Here is an 18,966-nt window from a genome sequence, read left to right as displayed (position 1 = left end):
CGCCCCGGGAGCACAACGTCGCGTCACTGACCGGTGAACGCCCGATTCCCGACAGATGAGGGGTAGTTGTCAGGTGGAAATCGTCTCCCGGGCCGTTGAGACGCTCGCGGTGGCCCGCACCGGCGCACCGCTGGCGCTCTGGAACCAGCGCTGGTGCAGCCGGCGCAACGGGGCCGGCGACCACCAGTTCCACTCGCCGAGCAGGCTCATCAGCGCCGGCAGCAGCAGGCCGCGGACGACGGTCACGTCGAGCACGACGGCCACCACCATGCCGAAGCCGATCTCCTTGACCGCGGTCAGCCCGCCGAGCAGGAAGCCGAGGAAGACCACCGAGATGGACAGTGCCGCGGTGGTGACCACCGGGCCGGTCTTCGTGATGCCGGCCAGCACGGCGCGGTCACTGGCGGCGGCGTCGGCACCGGGGCGCCGGCTGCGGCGTCGCTGGTCCCATTCCTCTTTGATCCGGGCCAGCAGGAAGACCTCGTAGTCCATCGAGAGCCCGAAGATGAAGACGAAGAGCAGCACCGGCGTCGTCACGTCGATCGCGCCCCAGGAGTCGAAGCCGAGCAGCACGTCGCCGACACCCCACTGGAACACCACGACCAGCACACCGAGCGTGCCGAGCAGGGTGAGCGCGTTCATCAGCAACGCCTTGAGCGGGATCACCAGCGAGCCGGTGAGCACGAACAACAGGATCGCGGTGACCAGCAGCAGCACGAGCACCGCGATCGGCAGCCGGCTCGCGACCGAGGCCTGATAGTCGACGAGTTCCGCGGCCGGGCCGCCGACCAGCAGCGGGACCGGGGTGTTGAGGGCCCGGATCTGCCGCACCAGGTCGCGCGAGGTCTGGTCGGCGGTCACGCCCTTCGGAGTGACGTCGATGATCGACGCCGGCCCGGTGACGTCGGGCCGCGGCTGCATCAACACCACGCCCGGCATCGTGTTGAGCTGGTTCATCAGGTCGCGGACGGCCGCGGTCGCCGGGTCGCTGTTGACCACCACGACAACCGGCTCGGCGCGGTCGACGTTGAAGTCGCGCTGGACGACCTCGTAGAGCTGGCGCGCTTCGCTGCTGGCCGGCAGCGCTCGGGCGTCGGAGTTGCCCAGGTTGGCGCCCAGCACGAAGGGCAGCGACAAGACGACCAGCCCGACCGAGACGGCGAGCGCGACGGGGCCGGGCTTGCCCTGCGCGACCACCGCGAGGCGGTGCAGCAACGCCTGCTTGGGCCGCGGCAACCGGTCGAGGATCCGGTGCCGGGCGCCGGCCTCCGGAATCCGCCGGTGCCCGATCGCGATCAGCGCCGGCACGGCGGTCAGGCCGGCGACGGTGGCGAGCACGACCACGACCGCGCCGCCCAGCGCCATGCTCGCGAGCAGCGGCTCGGCGAACGCGAACAGCCCGAGCATCGCGGCGGCGACGGCCAGGCCGGAAATCACGACTGTCCGCCCGGCGGTCGCGGTGACCCGGGCGAGCAGCTCAGCTGTTGCCGCCTCCGGTGCGGCCGCCCGCTCCTCGCGGAACCGCGCGATCATCAGCAGCGCGTAGTCGACCGCGAGACCGATGCCGAGCAGCGTCACCACGTTGACGGTGAACTCGCCGACGTCACCGAGGGCGGTCAGCAACAGGAGGCCGAGCAGCGTCGCGGCGACCGAGGCGAAGGCCGCGGCGAGCGGGATCAGGCCGGCGACGAAACCACCGAGGAGCAACACCAGCACGATGAGGAGTACGACCAGCGCGATGCTCTCGCCGACAGCGGCGTCACGGATGGCCTGGTCGGCGAACGCCCGCTCGGCCAGCTTCTCGCCACCGACCAGCACCTGCGGCGCGTCGATCCGGTGCAGGGCGGCGGCGACCAGGTCTTCGGCCCGCTCGCGCTGGGCGTCGGGCAGCCCGGGCCGCAACTCGACCTCCACAAGGGAGCTTCGGTTGTCGGCGCCGATCCGGCCGCCGGGTGCGCCGTAGAGGTCGTCGACCGACTTGACGCCGTCGATGCCCTTGATCTCGGTGACGATCTTCTGGACGTTTTCCACCAGCGGCGGGTCGTAGATGTCGCGGTCGCGAATGACCGCGACGACCTTCTCACCCTCGGGTTTGAGCTGTTGCACCCGCTGGTCGGCCTGCTGCGACTCGGCGTCGGGCCGCAGGTTGTCGGTGGTGGCGAGCCGGTCGAACACCTTGCCGCCGAAGGCCGCGCCGGCGATCAGCAGCACCAGCCAGACGGCCAGCACGGGCCACCGCCAGCGAACCATCGCCCGACCGAGCGCACCGAACATGGTTGGACCTCCCCGGATGAGTACCGGGGAATGCAAGCACCTCTGATCCGCCTACGTCACCAGGCATTCGGCCGGGGTTAGCGTCGGGTTTAGTACTTGTCGTAGAACTTCTCCCACGGGCCGATGGCGGTGCGGTTGGCGATCAGCGGCTTCCGGCCGGCGGACTCGGCGGTCACATACTTGCCGTTGACCGCCACATAGCTCACGGAGTCGTCGGCGTTCTCGATCCGCTTGAAGGTCTCCCACGGCCCGACGGCGGCGCGGTTGGCGATGAGCGGCTTGGTGCCGGCGCTCTCGGCGCACACGTATTTGCCGTTGACCAGCGACTTGATTGCCACGTACCCGTTGCCGAGGTCTTCGATCTGCCAGAACTCCCACAACCCGAGCGACGGCCGGTTGGCGATCAACGGCTTCTTGCCCGCCGACTCGGCGCTGACCCAGTTGTCCCTGGCATAGGAGAGGATCCCGATCGGCGCGGTCTCCGGCGTGTAGCGGGTGAACGACTCCCACGGGCCGACGGCGGTGCGGTTGGCGACCAGCGGCAGCAGACCGGCCCGTTCGGCGGTGACGTATTTCCCGTTGAGCTCGGACCGCAGGCTGATCGTCTTGTCGGCGTTGGTGACGATGCGGAACTTCTGCGCGTCGCCGTCGATCCGCAGACCGCTGGCACGGAGTTTGCCGTCGGAGCCGACCGTCACGAACCTGCCCTGCAGCTGGGCGCGGAGGGCGACATCGCCCCCGCCGACGTCGAAGAACTCGAAGACCAGATCAGGGTCGCGCCGGTTGGCGCCGTGCGCGTAGAGCTCTCCCTGATCGCGCGCCGCGACATCCCGGTTGTTGGCCTTGGCGAACAACTGGAACCTGCCCAGCGACGAGTAGGAATCACACGAGGACGGCCGCGCCCAGCGGCCCTCCGTCAGGGCCACCACGCCGGGGATCTCCACGACGAGCGGTCGCGCCGGAGCCGGGGTCACGGCCTGCGACCGCGTGGCGCCGGGCTCCACCACGAACCCGCCGACCGATTTGCCGTCGGTGCGCAGGTCGAGCGGCACCGCGTAGCCGCTCGCCGCCATGGTCGCGGTGACCAGCAGGTCGTCGCAGCGCGACTCGAACGTCATCCGTGGCCGCACCGGCGTGCCGCAGATGATCGGCAGTTTCACCGCAGCCTGGTAGCCCGCCGCGGGCCCGCCTTCGACGACCAGGTTGAGCCGGGTCTCGGTGGCGGGGCCATAACTGTGCACAGTGGACGTCGCGGTCAGCGAACCGGTCGCGGCGGGCGGCAGCGTGTCGCCCGCGGCGATGCCGGTCACGCTCGTGATCGGCGCGATCGGGAACGCGGTGACCTGATTGACCTTGACCGCCGTCTCGCCGCCGTTGGTGATGGTCCACGTGACCACCCAACTGCTGCTGGCCTCGTCGCATGACGCGGACCCGACGATCTTCGGTGCCGCGGGGGCGGCGTTGGCGGGCGAGGCGGCGACGATCCCGCTGAGACAACCGGCGAGTGCCGCGGTGGCGGCGGCGAGCTTCCTGATGCGCACGCGCGCAGGATAGATCTCGATGGCTCGCCGCCGCAGTCCCGAACGGCTAGACGATGCCCATATCGCGGGCGATGACCAGGCGCTGGATCTCCGACGTGCCTTCGCCGATCTCCAGGATCTTCGAGTCGCGCCAGAAGCGGGCCACCGGGAACTCGTTCATGAAGCCGTAGCCGCCGTGGATCTGGGTGGCGTCGCGGGCGTTGTCGACCGCGCTCTCGCTGGCGTAGAGCTTGGCGATCGCGGCCTTGCGCTTGAAGTCGCGGCCGGCGAGCATCTCGGTGGCGGCGTCGTGGTAGGCGAGGCGGCCCAGGTGGGCGCGCTTCTCCATGTCGGCGATCTTGAATTGGATGGCCTGGAAGCCGGCGATCGGCTGGCCGAACGCGTGCCGTTCCTTGGCGTAGCGCACCGACTCGTCGACGCAGCCCTGCGCGAGCCCGACGGCCAGCGCGGCGATCGCGATGCGGCCCTCGTCGAGGATGCGGAGGAACTGCGCGAAGCCGCGGCCGCGCTCACCGAGCAGATTTTCCGCGGGTACGCGGACGTTGTCGAAGGTCAGCTCGTGGGTGTCCGAGGCGCACCAGCCGACCTTCGAGTAGCCGGGTGCCACCGTGAAGCCAGGCGTGCCGGACGGCACGATGATGGTCGACAGTTCCTTGCTGCCATCGGCGCGGACGCCGGTCACCGCGGTCACCGTGACGAACGAGGTGATGTCGGTGCCCGAGTTGGTGATGAACGCCTTGGCGCCGTTGATCACCCACTCGTCGCCGTCGAGGACGGCCCGGGTGGTGGTGCCGCCGGCGTCGCTGCCGAAGCCGGGCTCGGTCAGGCCGAACGCGGCCAGCGCCTCGCCGCGCAGCAGCGGCGGGAGCCAACGGCGCTTCTGCTCCTCGGTGCCGAAGCGGTAGACCGGCATGGCGCCGAGGGATACCGCGGCCTCCAGGGTGATCGCCACGCTCGAGTCGACCCGGGCCAGCTCTTCGAGGGCCAGGCAGAGGGCGAAGTAGTCGCCGCCCATGCCGCCGTGCTCCTCGGCGAACGGCAGGCCGAACAGCCCCATCTTGCCCATCGCCGCGACGATGTCGTAGGGGAACGTGTGGTTGTCGTAGTGCTTGGCGATCACCGGCGCGACCACGTTCTGGGCAAACTCGCGCACGCTCTCGCGCAGCGCCTCGTGCTCCTCGTTGAGCATGGCTCGGCTCCCTTGATCCTGTTAGACGGGGGTTACGCCGTGGCGACGGCGGGAGAAATGGCGGTCCTTGCCGTGGGCCGCCGCGTAGCGCGCGACCAGTTCGGCGCGCAGCAGGTCGGGTGTGACGATCGCGTCGATCACCAACTCGCTCGCGAGGTGGACGATGTCGATGTCGCGCTCGTAGGCGTCGCGGCGCTCGCTGACGAACGCCGCCCGCTCCTCGGGGTCTTCGATCGCGGCGATCTTGTTGGCGTAGACCGCGTTGACCGCGGCCTCGGCGCCCATCACGGCGATCTTCGCGGTGGGCAGCGCGATCGTCGCGTCGGGCATGAAGCCGGGGCCGGCCATCGCGTAGAGGCCCGCGCCGTAGGCCTTGCGCACCACCACGCAGATCTTCGGCACCGTGGCCTCGGCGATCGCGGTGATCATCTTGGCGCCGTGCCGGATGATGCCCTCTTTCTCCACCGCGGTGCCGACCATGAAGCCGGGCACGTCGGCGAGGAAGAGCAGCGGCACGTTGAACGCGTCGCAGAGCTGGACGAACCGGGTGGCCTTGTCGGCCGAGTCGACGAAGAGCACGCCGCCCTTGAACATCGAGTTGTTGGCGACCACGCCGACCACCTGGCCGTCGAGGCGGCCGAAACCGATCGTCAGCTCTTTGGCCCAGAGCGCCTGGATCTCGAAGAACGAGCCCTCGTCGAGCAGGCCCTTCGCGAACCGGCGCATGTCGAACGCCTGCCGCTCACTGGCCGGCACCAGCGCGGCCAGGTCGACGTCGGGCGCGCTGGCCGCCGTGGTGGCGGGCGGCTGCTCGGTGTAGTTGCCCGGGAGGTAGGACAGGTAGCGGCGGACCGTCTCGAGCGCGTCGTCTTCGGTCTTGCAGAGGAAGTGGCCGACGCCGGATTCACGGGTGTGCACGGCCGCGCCGCCCATCGCCTCCAGCGTGGTCTTCTCGCCGGTCACCATCTCGACCATGCGGTCGGAGCCCAGATACATGCTGGCGTTGCCGTCGACCATCGCGACCACGTCGCAGAACGCCGGGATGTAGGCACCGCCCGCCGCCGACGGCCCGAACAGCGCGCAGACCTGCGGGATCGAGCCGGAGGCCCGGACCTGGTTCCAGAAGATGTGCCCGGCGCCGCGCCGGCCGGGGAACAGGTCGACCTGGTCGGTGATCCGGGCGCCGGCCGAGTCGACCAGGTAGACCATCGGCAGGCCGGACTGGTAGGCCCGCTCGATGATCCGGATGATCTTCTCGACGGTGCGGGCGCCCCAGGAGCCGGCCTTGACCGTCGAGTCGTTGGCCATCAAGCAGACCCGGCGGCCGTCGATCATGGCCTGGCCGGTGAGCACGCCGTCGGCTGGCAGCCCTTCGGCCAGCGCGTTGGCGTAGAGCCCGTCTTCGACGAAGGAGCCTTCGTCGACCAGGCGGGCGACCCGCTCGCGGGCGAACAGCTTGCCCTTGGCGGCGTTGGCCGCGTGGTAGCGCTCCGCGCCACCGGCACGGACCCGCTTGCCGAGCTGCTCGAGCTCTTCGTCGTCGAGTGCCACACCGACCCCTTCGCCCACGCTACTGAACGATCGTTAGGTTACTACACCCGGGCATGCGAAGGGGCCCCCGCGGGTAGCGGGGGCCCCTGTGGTGCGATGTGCGATAGATCAGCCGTTCAGGGCCAGCGCGCCACCGGTGCTCTGCGCGAAGGCGCCACCGATGATGCCGATCGCGTTCCCGCTGACGTTCACCGGGACCTGGATCGGGAGCACAACCTGGGTGCCGTTGAGGGCGCCGAAGTTGTTCGAGCTGACGATGTTGCCGCCACCGTTGGCGGCGATGGCGCCACCACGGGGACCGCGGTCGTCGTGCTTCTTGCCGTGCTTGCCGTGACGACCGTCGTTGTCGTCGTTGTCGTAGTCGTCACCCTCGGTGGCGCCCGAGCGGGCGCCCGGAGCGTCGGCCATCTTGGGGGCGGCCGGAGCGGCGCTCTGGGTCAGCCCACCAACGACCGGGAGGCCGTTGACGACCGGCAGCTGCGGCAGCGAGCCGACCAGCGGCAGGGCCTCTTCCTGGGCGCTGGCGCTCTCGTTGATCGCGAGTGCGCCACCGTCGCAGGACGCGAACGCGCCGCCGATGAGGGCGATCGCGTTGCCGCAGACGTTGATCGGAACCTGGATCGGGGCGTAGAGCTGAGTGCCGTTGAGCAGCCCGAAGTTGTTCGTGCTGATCAGGTTGGCCTCGGTCTCGTGTGCACCCTCGGTGGCGTGCGCGCTCTCGCCGTTGAAGGCGATCGCCCCACCGTCGCATGCCGCGAACGCACCGCCGATGAGGGCGATCGCGTTGCCGCAGACGTTGATCGGCACCTGGATCGGCGCGTAGATCTGCGTGCCGTTGCCCAGCCCGAAGTTGTTCGCGCTGATCATGTTGACTTCGGTGTCGTGGCCACGGTCGTAGCCCTCGGCCCGAGCGCTCTCGTTGATCGCCGCGGCGCCGCCGGTGGACGACGCGAACGCCCCACCGATGAGGCCGATGGCGTTGCCCGAGATGTCGATCGGAACCTGGATCGGCACGACGACCTGGGTGCCGTTGAGCAGCCCGTAGTTGCCGGACGAAACGATGTTGCTGCCGCCACCGTCGGCGAAGGCGCCCTTGCCGTGGTGCTTCTTGCCCTGGTCGTCCTTGTACTTGCCCTCGGCCATGGCGACGAAGTCTTCCCCGCCCCCGTGGCCCTTCTTGTCGTCGTAGCCGTAGCCGTCGTGGTGCGGGTCGCGGTCGTCGTCCGAGCCGCCACCGTTGATCGCGGCGGCGCCGCCGTCGCAGGACGCGAACGCCCCACCGATCAGGGCGACCGCGTTGCCGCAGACGTTGATCGGGACCTGGATCGGGGCCACGACCTGGGTGCCGTTGAGGGCACCGAAGTTGTTGGCGGAGACGATGTCGGCCTCGGTGGTGTGCGCGCTCTCGTTGACCGCGATCGCACCGCCGTCGCAGGCTGCCTGGGCGCCACCGATGATGGCGATGGCGTTGCCGCAGACGTCGATCGGCACCTGGATCGGAACCACGACCTGCGTGCCGTTGAGTGCGCCGTAGTTGTTGGTGGTGACGACGTCGGCCTGCGCCGCCGCTTGCGTCGCCAGGAGACCACCCGCGGCCATGACGCCAACGCTGATGGACTTACGAACCCAAGTCTTCATTGGGTGAAGTGACCTTTCAAGGAATGTCAGTAAGAGGGTGTTGCTGTGGTGTCGCCTTGTCCGGGCGCGACGGTGCCGTGATGGGTCCTGACTCCGCCTGTCGACTTGCGCCCAGGTGTCGTTCGTGATGTCCGGCCAGGAACTCACCGCTAGTCAGAGCGGTCATCGGATTTCCTGGTCTGCCGCGCTACCGCGGACCGTGTGGCCCGGGTGGGGCTGTGGCTCCTGCCCGTCGCGGACGGTGCAGGTCCTCATCACTAGTCAGGTGAGACGGTCGGCTTCTCGGCGTCGTGCCGGGGAACCGCACTGTCGGCCGGCTTAGGCAACAGTTGGAAGGCCACCATGCTGCCCACGACCGACGAGGGAACGGTGGCGAACGCACCACCTCCCGCCGGCGACCCCGACCCGCTGGCCGGGGTACCCGACGCGCTGCCCTCGCCCCGCGTGGGAGCGGGATAGGGCTGGCCGGGCGTCTCGCCGTTCTTCCGGTGCGACGCGGCCGCAGCCACCCGCTCCGGCAGGCCGACGTATTGCCGGATGGTGCTTGCCCCGGTGTGAGTGGCCCGAGGTTCAGCGACGCTGGCCGAACCAGCAGCGGTCGTGCCGGGCGTGCGGGATGACACGCGTCCGTGCACGCCGACGACGCCGACGGGCGTGACAGCCGGGATTGGCCGGCCGCGAGGGCCGGACAGGGTGCCGGTCACCGTCCGGGTCACCGCGCCCACCGTGCTGAACAGCGGTGCCGCGACAAGCCGCAGCATCGATGTCAACGGGCGGAGAAGCGCGGTCACCGGCGCGAGAACCGGCAGGGCGACCTGAGCCACCGGGGTAAGCAGGGCGCCCGGGACGGCCAGCGCACGGGTTACCCCGAGCGGAGCGACCAGTCCAGGTGTGCCGGCCAGGCCGCTGGTGCGCGGTCCGGGCCGGTCCGCCGAGCGGCTCGGCGCCCGGTCAGGGGCGCTGAGGCGGACGGCCGTACGGGCGGCGGTGTGGTCCGGCTTCGCTGCCGGTGCCGCGCCCGCGATGACGATGGAGCGTTGTGCCGTCGTGCTGGGCGCGACGACGGCGGCGGGATCCGAGATGACCCGCTGTGCGGTGGTCCGGCCGGTCGACAACGGTCGCTCGACGGGCGTTTGTGCCGTCACCGGCACCAGCGCGTCGCCGAGCAGGCCGGTCGCCGTGCTCAACACCGGCTTCGCGGTCTCCAGTACCCCGGTCAGCGGTGCGAGGACGGACCCCGCACCGTGATCGGCGACCGGTTCCGCACCAGCGGCCTGCGCCGCCGACGCGGACAGCAGCCAAGCCGCCCCCGCGAGACCACCAACGACGAGCGTCCGGACCAGGACCCGCCGCGGCGCCGTGCGCTGCTTGCGCTCGACCCCCGACCGAATCATGGTTGGCCTTCCGCTCGCCGGTTCGTTAGTAGTGGCGGTCCGGCCTGATTTGACCGGTTATGACCGCCACTGCTCTAGGTAACGAACTGGCTTGGAGCGGGTCACGCAGGTGAATGGGAAAAATTGGTCATCCTGTGACTTATCGCATGCGGCGCACGATGCCCGTGTCGTAGTCACCAGAGACGAACTCAGCCTGGTCGAGCAGTTCGGCGAAGAACGGCAGGTTCTGTTTCGGACCCACGATCTCGAACCCGGCGACCGCGGCCCGGGCCCGCTCCAGCGCCTGCGCGCGGTCGTCGCCATAGACAACGAGCTTGGCCATCAATGAGTCGTAGAAGGGGGTGACTGTCGTCCCTGCGGCGTACCCCGAATCGACCCGGACACCCTCGCCGGTCGGCTCGACCCAGGTGCTGATCACGCCCGGACCGGGCAGGAAGCGCTTCGGGTCTTCGGCGTTGACCCGCAGCTCGATCGCGTGACCACGCGGCGTGAGCGCGGCCGGGTCGAACGCCGGCGGCAGGCCGGCCGCGACCCGGAGCTGCTCCTCGACCAGGTCGACGCCGTAGACCAGCTCGGTCACCGGGTGCTCCACCTGGAGCCGGGTGTTCATCTCCAGGAAGAAGAACTCGCCCGTCGCCGGCTCCAGCAGGCACTCGACGGTGCCCGCGTTGCGGTAGCCGACCGCCTCGCCGGCCCGCACCGCCGCGGCCAGCAGCCGGGCCCGCAGCTCGGGGGTGACCGCCGGCGACGGCGACTCCTCGGCCAGCTTCTGGTTGCGCCGCTGCACCGAGCACTCGCGCTCGCCGAGCGCCACCACGGTGCCGTCGGCCAGGCCGAGGATCTGCACCTCGACGTGGCGTACCCGGGGGAAGTAACGCTCGATCAACACCGCGCCGTCGCCGAACATCCGCTCGGCGAAGGCCCGCACCTTCGCGAACTCGGTCCGCAGCGCCTCTTCGTCGTTCGCGACGCCCATACCCATGCCGCCGCCGCCCGCGGCGGCCTTGACCATCACCGGGTAGCCGATGCCGGCGGCCGCCTCGACCGCGGCGTCGACCGACGCGGCCGGGTCGGTGGTGCCCGGCGCGACCGGCACGCCCGCCGCGGCCATCAGGTTGCGCGCGTTGATCTTGTCGCCCATCGCGCTGATCGCCTCGGGGCCGGGACCGACCCAGATCAGCCCTGCGGCCTCGACCGCGCGGGCGAACTCGGCGTTCTCCGACAGAAACCCATAACCAGGGTGTACGGCCTGCGCGCCGGTGCTCTTCGCCGCCTGCAGGATCGCCTCGACGTTGCGGTAGCTCTGCGCCACATTGGCCGGGCCGATCAGCACGGCCTCGTCGGCCTCGGCCACGAATGGCAGGTCGGCGTCGGCCTCGGAGTAGACGGCGATCGTGCGCACACCGAGCCGGCGGGCCGTCCGGATCACCCGGCGCGCGATCTCGCCACGGTTGGCGACCAGCAGAGACTCGATCATCAGGACTCCCCTTTCGGCGGGCGGCACTGCCCGGCTGGAGGATAAATGGTCCTGCGGTGGTTGCTCAGGCGGTGTCGCGCAAGGCGGCCATCGTGGCGACCCGGAGCAGGTCGGCCAGGCGCTCCCGGTTGACCTCGCCGCCCAGGAACGGGGTGGAGTTCATCAGGCCGAACGCGGCGTGGGCGAGCACCCGGGCCTCGGGCGCGGTGAGCTCGGGACGGATCCGGGTGAGGACCTTGACCCACTCTTCGACGTAGAGCCGCTGCAGCCGGCGGATCTGCCGGCGCGGGTCTTCGGGCATCCGGTCGAGTTCGTGCAGGTGCAGGGCGATCACCGCCGGGTTGGCCAGCGCGAAGTCGACGTGGAACTCGACCAGGGAGGCCAGGGCGGCCTCGCCGGGGTGTCGGGCGACCCGCTCCCGGCCGCCGGCCAGCAGGCCCTCGCTGACTGGGATCAGCGCGGCCACCAGCATCGCCTCTTTGCCGGCGAAGTGGTGGTAGAGCGCGGGGCCGGTGACCCCGGCCGCCGACCCGATGTCGTCCATGGAGACGCCGTGATACCCCCGCGCGGCGAACAGCCCGACCGCGATCTCGAGGATCTCGTCGCGCCGGGATCGGCGCTTCGGCGGGGTGGACGCGGCACTCGGGGTGGCGGGGTCCGCTTGTTGTTCCAGCGTCACGTGGCCAGCCTAGCCAGCTGTCAAGACCAACAAGGTGGCGTGATCTTGAATTTTGTCCAGTAATTAGGGGGGTTGTGTGGTGATTTGTCCGACGGTTTCGCGTGCCGCACGTCACGTTCCGCGCTTCAGCGACCCGGGCTCCTCGCCACGCACGATCGGTGACCGCACCAGGTTGCCCCACTCGGTCCACGAGCCGTCGTAGTTGCGCACGTGCGTGTAGCCGAGCAGGTGCCGCAGCACGAACCAGGTGTGGCTGGAGCGCTCACCGATCCGGCAGTAGGCGATGATGTCGTCCCCTTCGGACAGACCGAGCTGGTCGGCGTAGATGCCGCGCAACTCGTCGGCCGACTTGAAGGTGCCGTCGTCGTTGGCCGCCGCCTTCCACGGCTTGCTCACCGCGCCCGGGATGTGGCCGCCACGCAGCGCACCCTCCTGCGGGTAGTCGGCCATGGCCAGCAGCTTGCCGGTGTATTCGTCGGGCGAGCGCACGTCGACCAGCGGCCGGCCGGCCTGGATGTGTGCCAGCACCTGCTCCCGGAAGGCCCGGATGCGGGCGTCGTCGCGGCGCGGCACCGGGTAGGGCGTCGGCGGCCGCTGGGTGCGGTCGCGGGTCAGCTCGCGCCCTTCGGCGACCCATTTCTGCCGGCCACCATCGAGCAGGCGCACGTCGGGGTGGCCGAAAAGGGAGAACACCCACAGGGCGTACGCCGCCCACCAGTTGAAATTGTCGCCGTAGAAGACGACGGTGTCGTCGCGGCTGATCCCCTTGCCCGAGCACAGGGCGGCGAAGCCCTCCGGGTCGACATAGTCGCGGGTCAGCTCATCGTTGAGCTCGGTGTGCCAGTCGACCTTGATCGAGCCGGGGATGTGCCCGGACTCGTAGAGCAGCACGTCTTCGTCGGACTCGACGACCACCAGGCCGTCGCGCCCCAGGTTTTCCGCCAGCCACTCGGTGGTGACCAGCGAGTGCGGGTCGGCGTAGGTCTGGAGCCGGGGGTCCGGGTCGTTGGAAACGGACATAAGCGCAACGCTATACCCGTCGCCGTCACACCAGGTCACGAACGGCGCGCACTGCGGCGTCGACCTGATCCTCGCTGTTGGCGATGCTCGCGCCGAGCCGCACGTAGGAGGTGCGGTAGGGGGTGACGCTGGCGACCACCTTGGCCACGGCGAGGCGGCCGACCGCCTCGTCGGCGGTCACGTTGCCCACGGTGAAACAGACGACCCCGGCCGACAGCTCCGGGTCGCGCGGTGTCATCAGGGTGACCCCGCCGATGCCGGCCAGCCCCGCCTTGAGCCGGGTGGCGAGGTCGCGGACCCGGCCGGCGACGCGGGCCCGCCCGATGCTGTCGTGCAGCTGGAAGGCCTCGGCGAGGGCCCAGCGGTGCTCGAAGCTGTGATAGCCGCCGGGCGTCGCCGCGGCACCCGGCGGGACCATCGGCCGGCTCGCGGTGATCCAGCCAGTCAGGCTGCGGCCGTCGAACGACGGGACGCTCGGGCTGAACCGGGCCCAGCCGCGCTCGGAGCCCCAGATCAGCCCGGTGCCGCGCGGGCCGTGCAGCCATTTGTGGCAGCCCGAGACCAGGAAGTCGCAGCCCAGGCTCTCGGGCGCGGCGTCGAGGGCGCCGAACCCGTGCACGCCGTCGACGCAGAGCAGCACGTCGCGGCCGGCGAGGGCGTCGGCGATCGCCCGGATCGGCAGCCGGACCCCGTTGCTGGAGTGCACCCAGGTCACCGCGACCACCCGGGTGCGCGGCCCGACCGCGGCCACCAGCTTGCCGACGATCTCGTCGACGCCCGCCGTCGCCGGGTCGGCGTAGAGCTCGACCTGGCGGACGGTGACCCCGTCACGCTCGGACCGCAACCGCAGCGCCTCGTGGGTGGCGTAGAAGTCGTGCTTGCTGGTCAGCACCTCGTCACCGGCGGCGAGCCGCAGCCCGCCGTAGAGCAGCCCGAGGCCCAGCGTGGTCGAGTCGGTGAACGCCACCCGGTCGACCCCGGTGCCCAGGTATTTCATCGCCGCGCCGGCCACCCGGGCCTCGGCCGTCGCCTCGTTGGCGTGCAGGTAGCCGATCGGGTCGCGGTCGAGGCCGGCCCGGTGCTGCTCGATCGCGGCGCGGACGGCCGCGGGGTGTGGCGCGAACACGAACGTCGACAGGTGTGCGACGTCGGGTGCGAGGTCGAACTGGGCCCGCACGCTGGCCCAGTCGCCCGGATCGAACGGTCGCGGCGCGGTGGGCGCTGCCGGGCCGTCACACGCCGCGACGCCCAGGAGGCCGACCGCGGCGGTAGCACCCAGCAGACCCCGGCGGCTGAGCTGTGCCATAGAGCACAGTGAACACCGCCAACATCACACGCGGGTCACTCGGCGTTGCGCAGGCCAAACGGGGTGAGGTCGGGTCGCTTCGCGGTGATCAGGTCGCCGGACGAGCGCCCGGTCAGCCGGCGCTTGACCCACGGCGCGAGGTGCCGGCCGGCCCAGGCGGCGTCGGCGGCCCGGGCGGCCAGCCAGCGCGCCGACGGCAGCCGCTCCGGCGGCACCATCCACTCGGGATCCGACTGCACACCCAGGGCGGTGAGCACGTGCCCGGCCACCCGGCGGTGGCCGGCGGGCGAGAGGTGCAGCCGGTCCGGGCCCCACATCACCGGGTTGTAGAACTCGTGGTCGACGAACAGGTCGACCAGATGCGCGCCATGCCGTTCCGCCGTCTCGCCGACCGCGCGGTTGAGCAACGCCGTACGCGGACCGATGATCTTCTGGCCGGGCAGCCGGGCGGTGACGTCGGCGAACCGGAACACCACGACGTCGGCGCCGGTCGACCGCAACTCGCCGATCACCGCGTCGAAGCGCGCGACCAGCACGTTGGGGTCGAACGACCGGCGCAGCACGTCGTTGCCGCCAGCCGCGAAGCTGATCAGGTCGGGCTTCATCGCGAGCGCGACCGGCACCTGCTCGGCGACCACGTTGGGAAACAGCCGGCCGCGGATCGCCAGGTTGGCGTAGCGGAACTCGGGCGCGTCGACGGCCAACCGCGAGGCGACGAGATCGGCCCAGCCGCGGTAGGTGCCGTCGGGATAGGGATCGTCCATCCCCTCGGTGAAGCTGTCACCGACCGCCACGTAACTGCGCCACTGCACGACCGCATTTTGGCATCGTGCCTACCCCCGTGTACCCGCCGTTGTCGGCAACGTCACTCGCGTGCGCTGGGAGAAAACGGCTCGACTCGATTTCCATCACTCTCCTAGGCTCTGAAAATGCTGCTCCGCATGTCGACGCTCTTTCTGCGCACCTTGCGCGAAGACCCGGCCGACGCCGAGGTCGCCAGCCACCGCCTGCTGCTGCGGGCCGGCTACATTCGGCGGGCCGCGCCGGGCGGCTTCACCTGGCTGCCGTTCGGCAAGCTCGTGCTCGACCGGATCACCGAGGTGGTCCGCGCGGAGATGGCCGCGGTCGGCGGCCAGGAGGTGCAGTTCCCGGCGTTGCTGCCGCGCGAGCCCTACGAGACGAGCGGGCGCTGGGCCGAATACGGCGACGACATCTTCAAGCTCACCGATCGGCGCGGTGCCGAGTTGCTGCTGGCGCCCACCCACGAGGAGATGTTCGCGCTGCTGGTGCGCGACCTGTTCAGCTCCTACCGCGATTATCCGGTGCTGCTTTACCAGGTGCAGACCAAGTTCCGCGACGAGACGCGGCCGCGGGCCGGGCTGATCCGCGGGCGCGAGTTCCTGATGAAAGACGCCTACTCGTTCGACCTCGACGACTCCGGCCTGGAGGCGGCGTATGCGGCGCTGCGCGACGCGTACCAACGGATCTTCGATCGGTTGGGTTTGGATTACACGATCGTCGCGGCGCAGTCCGGGCTGATGGGCGGCACGGCGTCGGAGGAGTTCCTGGCCACGACGCCGGTTGGCGAAGACACCTACGTCGGCTGTGCCGACTGCGGCTATGCCGCCAACACCGAGGCCGTGGTGACCCCGCCGGCGCCCGCCCGCGACCCCGCCGCGCAACCGGCGGCGACCAGCCATGACACGCCCGACACCCCGACCATCGAGTCGCTGGTCGCGCTGGCCAACGAGCGCCGGCTGGGCGACCGCGCCGACTGGACCGCCGCCGACACCCTCAAAAACGTCGTCCTGGCGGTCACCGCACCCGGTGGCAAGCCGGCACCGCTGGTGATCGGCGTGCCCGGCGACCGTGAGGTCGACCTGAAGCGCCTCGCCGCGGTCATCGCGCCCGCCACGGTCGACATGTTCGACGACTGGGCTTCGCTTCCGTCGCTGGTCCGCGGCTACATCGGGCCGCAGGTGCTGGCCGGGCTCGGCATCCGCTACCTCGTCGACCCCCGTGTCGCCGTCGGCACGGCCTGGCTGACCGGCGCCAACGAGGCCGGCCGGCACGCGGTGCACGTCACACACGGGCGCGACTTCGTGGCCGACGGCACGATCGAGGCCGCCGAGGTGCGGGCCGGTGACCCCTGCCCGGGGTGCGGCACGGGCGTGCTGACCATGCGCCGCGGCATCGAGATCGGCCACATCTTCCAGCTCGGCCGCCGGTTCACCGACGCGTTCTCGATCGACGCCCTGGGTGCCGACGGCAAGCCGGTCCGGCCGACCATGGGCTGCTACGGCATCGGCATCTCGCGGGCGGTCGCGGCGATCGCCGAGCAGCATCACGACGAGCGTGGCCTGGTCTGGCCGGCCTCGATCGCGCCGGTCGACGTGCACCTGATCGCCGCCGGCAAGGGCGACCAGATCGCCGGCGCGCTGGCGCTCGGGTCGCGGCTTTCGGGCCTGGGCGTGCGGGTGCTGGTCGACGACCGGGCGCAGGTCTCGCCCGGGGTCAAGTTCACCGACGCCGAGCTGATCGGCGTCCCGATCGCGGTCGTGGTCGGCCGCCGCTTCGCCGAGGGATACGTCGAGGTGCGAGACCGGGCAACCGGCGAGCGGGAGGACATTCCCGTCGAGACGCTTGCTGAGGCGATTGCGTCGCGCGCTGGCATTTCCGGCGTACCGTCGGCTTAGCGCAGCGGCGGCCGGTCTACCGCCGCTACACGAGGGGGACCGGGAGGGGCCGTGGGGACTGTGCGTGTCTCGGATGTGATGACCAAGCGGATCGTCTACCTACCGTCGGAGACCCCTCTCGACGAGGCCGCCCGGGCGATGGCCGAAGCAGACATCGGTGACGTCGTGGTGACCGAGGGCGCCAACCTGGCGGGCATGGCCACCGACCGCGACATCGTCGTGCGCGCGGTGGCCACCAACCGCAAGCCGTCGGCGGTGACGCTCGGCGAGGTCGCGGTCCGCGAGATCGTGATCATCGAGCAGTCGGCGACCCTCAAGGAGGCCGCCGACCTGATGCGCCAGCGGGCCGTCCGGCGGGTCCTGGTCGCCGACGCCGACCGCCAACTCGTCGGCATCATCGCGATGGGTGACCTGGCCGTGATCCACGAGACGGCCGTTTCCGTCCAACGCAACTAAAGGCGCTGTTTCAGGACTGAGGCCGGGCTGCGGCGGGCCCAGGCGCCGCCTGACCGCAGTCCTGAAACAGGGCCTAACGTAGAGGCCATGCCACCGAAGCTGGCCGAGATCGTCGACGAGTTCCGCACCGCGCCGCGTGACGTCGTGCTTGAGATGCTGCTCGAATACTCCGACGCGGTGCCGCCGTTGCCGGCCGAACTGGCCGACCACGCCGGCATGGAGCCCGTCCCCGAATGCCAGACGCCGTTCTTCCTCAAGGTCGAAGTGGCCGACGACAAGACGGTGACCACCTGGTTCGACTGCCCGCCGGAGGCACCGACGACACGGGCCTTCGCCGGCATCCTGTCCGAAGGCCTGGCCGGCGCGACCGCCGACGAGGTGCTCTCGGTGCCCGACGACCTCTACCAGCAGATGGGCCTGGCGCAGGCGATCAGCCCGCTGCGGGTACGCGGCGGCAGCGCGATCCTGGCAAGGTTGAAGCGTCAGGTGCGGGAACAGATCGCCTGAGTCGCGGGTTGCCGTTGGCGTGGAGATCGAAATCTACGCCGACGTCGTCTGCCCCTGGTGCTTCATCGGAAAGCGCCGGCTGGAGAAGGCCCTCGAGTCCTACCCCGGCGACGTGACCGTGCGCTACCGCCCGTTCCAGCTCGACCCCTCCCCCGTGCCGCGGCCGGAACCGACCATCGAGGCGCTGGCACGCAAGTTCGGTGGCCCGGAGCGGGCCCGCCAGATCACCGAGCAGACCACCCAGACCGCTCTCCGCGACGGCCTGGAGCTCAACTTCGCGAAGTCGCTGACGGCCAACACGTTCGACGCGCACCGGCTGGTCCGCGTGGCCGACCAGGTCGGCAAGTCCGAAGCGTTGGTCGAGGCGCTCTACCAGGCCCACTTCGTCGACGGCGTCGACGTCGGCTCACACGATGAGTTGGCCCGGCTGGCCGGCACCGTCGGCCTGGACGAGGCCGAGGCGAAGGCCTACCTCGACTCGGGTGAGGGCACCGACGAGACGCGCGCGGCCCTGGCCGAGGCACGCGACCTCGGCGTCACCGCGGTGCCGATGTTCGTCTTCGCCGGCAAATACGGCGTCAGCGGCGCACAGGAGCCGGCCACCCTGCTCGAGGTCCTGGCCGAGGTCGAGAAGCGCGAGGCTGCCTCAGCTAGTTGATCTTCATGTTCCACGTGGAACATGAGGCATCAGCGCGCCAGATCGTCGACCACCTGGGCGTTGGGCAGCAACGCGAGCGCCGCACCCGGCAGCTCGATCTTGCTGTGCCGCACCCCGGACCCGATGATCACCTGCGCCGTGGCGGCGACCCGCGAGTCGATCAGGATCGGCCAGTCGGCCGGCAACCCGATCGGCGTGATGCCGCCATATTCCATGCCGGTCAGCTCCACGGCCTCGTCCATCGGCGCGAAGCTCGCCTTGCGCACGTCGAGCAGCTTCCGCACGACGCCGTTGACGTCGGCCCGGGTGGTGGCCAGCACCAGGCAGGCGGCGTAACGCACGTCGCCGCCGCGCTTGCCGGCCACGATCACACAGTTGGCCGACACGTCGAGCCCGACCTCGTAGGCATCGCAGAAAGCGGCGGTGTCCGCGAGGTCGGCATCGATCGGCGCGACCAGGATCTCGTCGACCGGCACCGCGGCATCGGTGGGCCACTTCTCCAGAGCCTCGACAACCGGCTTCGCCAGCAGGTCGGCCCGTGCCAGAGCCGCCTCGGTCTTCAGCGTTCCCATCACAGCGC

The 18,966-nt window shown here is 70.5% G+C and carries 16 protein-coding genes; 4 read left to right on the top strand and 12 right to left on the bottom strand.

What is annotated here, in order from left to right; translation table 11 throughout:
* Window positions 1-69 precede the first annotated feature (69 nt).
* From DFJ67_RS11825 to DFJ67_RS11775, 11 genes are all read right to left on the bottom strand, one after another.
* Complete coding sequence (locus DFJ67_RS11825) at window positions 70-2,274, bottom strand: MMPL family transporter (RefSeq protein ID WP_239097052.1); 2,205 nt, start codon at window positions 2,272-2,274, stop codon at window positions 70-72.
* An 89-nt stretch (window positions 2,275-2,363) separates the two neighbouring features.
* Window positions 2,364-3,815 (bottom strand): fascin domain-containing protein, encoded by a 1,452-nt coding sequence (locus tag DFJ67_RS11820; RefSeq protein ID WP_116067927.1) that lies wholly within the window; start codon window positions 3,813-3,815, stop codon window positions 2,364-2,366.
* Window positions 3,816-3,861: 46 nt separating this feature from the next.
* A complete protein-coding gene (locus DFJ67_RS11815; RefSeq protein WP_116067926.1) occupies window positions 3,862-5,004 on the bottom strand; it encodes an acyl-CoA dehydrogenase family protein in 1,143 nt (380 codons plus the stop codon).
* Between the two features lie 21 nt (window positions 5,005-5,025).
* Window positions 5,026-6,555 (bottom strand): acyl-CoA carboxylase subunit beta, encoded by a 1,530-nt coding sequence (locus tag DFJ67_RS11810; RefSeq protein ID WP_116076067.1) that lies wholly within the window; start codon window positions 6,553-6,555, stop codon window positions 5,026-5,028.
* 108 nt (window positions 6,556-6,663) lie between these two features.
* A complete protein-coding gene (locus DFJ67_RS11805) occupies window positions 6,664-8,154 on the bottom strand; it encodes a chaplin family protein (protein ID WP_170215809.1) in 1,491 nt (496 codons plus the stop codon).
* Between the two features lie 296 nt (window positions 8,155-8,450).
* A complete protein-coding gene (locus tag DFJ67_RS11800) occupies window positions 8,451-9,587 on the bottom strand; it encodes a RodZ family helix-turn-helix domain-containing protein (RefSeq protein WP_116067924.1) in 1,137 nt (378 codons plus the stop codon).
* 139 nt (window positions 9,588-9,726) lie between these two features.
* The gene (locus DFJ67_RS11795) at window positions 9,727-11,064 is read right to left on the bottom strand and encodes an acetyl-CoA carboxylase biotin carboxylase subunit (RefSeq protein ID WP_116067923.1); all 1,338 of its coding nucleotides are present in this window, start codon (window positions 11,062-11,064) and stop codon (window positions 9,727-9,729) included.
* 64 nt (window positions 11,065-11,128) lie between these two features.
* Entirely contained in the window at window positions 11,129-11,743 is a 615-nt protein-coding gene (locus DFJ67_RS11790) for a TetR/AcrR family transcriptional regulator (RefSeq protein WP_116067922.1), read from the bottom strand.
* 111 nt (window positions 11,744-11,854) lie between these two features.
* Complete coding sequence (locus tag DFJ67_RS11785; RefSeq protein WP_116067921.1) at window positions 11,855-12,763, bottom strand: sulfurtransferase; 909 nt, start codon at window positions 12,761-12,763, stop codon at window positions 11,855-11,857.
* 25 nt (window positions 12,764-12,788) lie between these two features.
* Window positions 12,789-14,069 (bottom strand): aminotransferase class V-fold PLP-dependent enzyme, encoded by a 1,281-nt coding sequence (locus DFJ67_RS11780; RefSeq protein WP_116067920.1) that lies wholly within the window; start codon window positions 14,067-14,069, stop codon window positions 12,789-12,791.
* 35 nt (window positions 14,070-14,104) lie between these two features.
* Window positions 14,105-14,881 (bottom strand): SGNH/GDSL hydrolase family protein, encoded by a 777-nt coding sequence (locus DFJ67_RS11775; protein ID WP_116067919.1) that lies wholly within the window; start codon window positions 14,879-14,881, stop codon window positions 14,105-14,107.
* Window positions 14,882-14,998: 117 nt separating this feature from the next.
* Between DFJ67_RS11775 and DFJ67_RS11770 the strand changes: the two genes are divergently transcribed.
* The 4 genes from DFJ67_RS11770 (at window position 14,999) to DFJ67_RS11755 (ending at window position 18,386) form a co-directional block, all read left to right on the top strand.
* Window positions 14,999-16,765: a proline--tRNA ligase gene (locus tag DFJ67_RS11770; protein WP_116067918.1), complete on the top strand. Its 1,767-nt coding sequence runs from the start codon at window positions 14,999-15,001 to the stop codon at window positions 16,763-16,765.
* 51 nt (window positions 16,766-16,816) lie between these two features.
* Window positions 16,817-17,221 carry a CBS domain-containing protein gene (locus tag DFJ67_RS11765; protein ID WP_170215807.1) on the top strand — a complete coding sequence of 135 codons (405 nt, stop codon included), beginning with the start codon at window positions 16,817-16,819 and terminating at the stop codon, window positions 17,219-17,221.
* An 87-nt stretch (window positions 17,222-17,308) separates the two neighbouring features.
* Window positions 17,309-17,728 (top strand): SufE family protein, encoded by a 420-nt coding sequence (locus tag DFJ67_RS11760; RefSeq protein WP_116067916.1) that lies wholly within the window; start codon window positions 17,309-17,311, stop codon window positions 17,726-17,728.
* 19 nt (window positions 17,729-17,747) lie between these two features.
* A complete protein-coding gene (locus DFJ67_RS11755) occupies window positions 17,748-18,386 on the top strand; it encodes a DsbA family oxidoreductase (protein ID WP_116067915.1) in 639 nt (212 codons plus the stop codon).
* 29 nt (window positions 18,387-18,415) lie between these two features.
* On the opposite strand, the gene DFJ67_RS11750 is transcribed toward DFJ67_RS11755, so the two are convergent.
* Entirely contained in the window at window positions 18,416-18,958 is a 543-nt protein-coding gene (locus tag DFJ67_RS11750; protein ID WP_116067914.1) for a YbaK/EbsC family protein, read from the bottom strand.
* Window positions 18,959-18,966: the final 8 nt, after the last annotated feature.

This window comes from Asanoa ferruginea (genome assembly GCF_003387075.1).
In the GTDB taxonomy this organism is placed as follows: Bacteria; Actinomycetota; Actinomycetes; order Mycobacteriales; family Micromonosporaceae; genus Asanoa; species Asanoa ferruginea.
The sequence above is the reverse complement of the archived record's forward strand: the minus strand, read 5'-3'. Positions and strand labels throughout refer to the sequence as shown.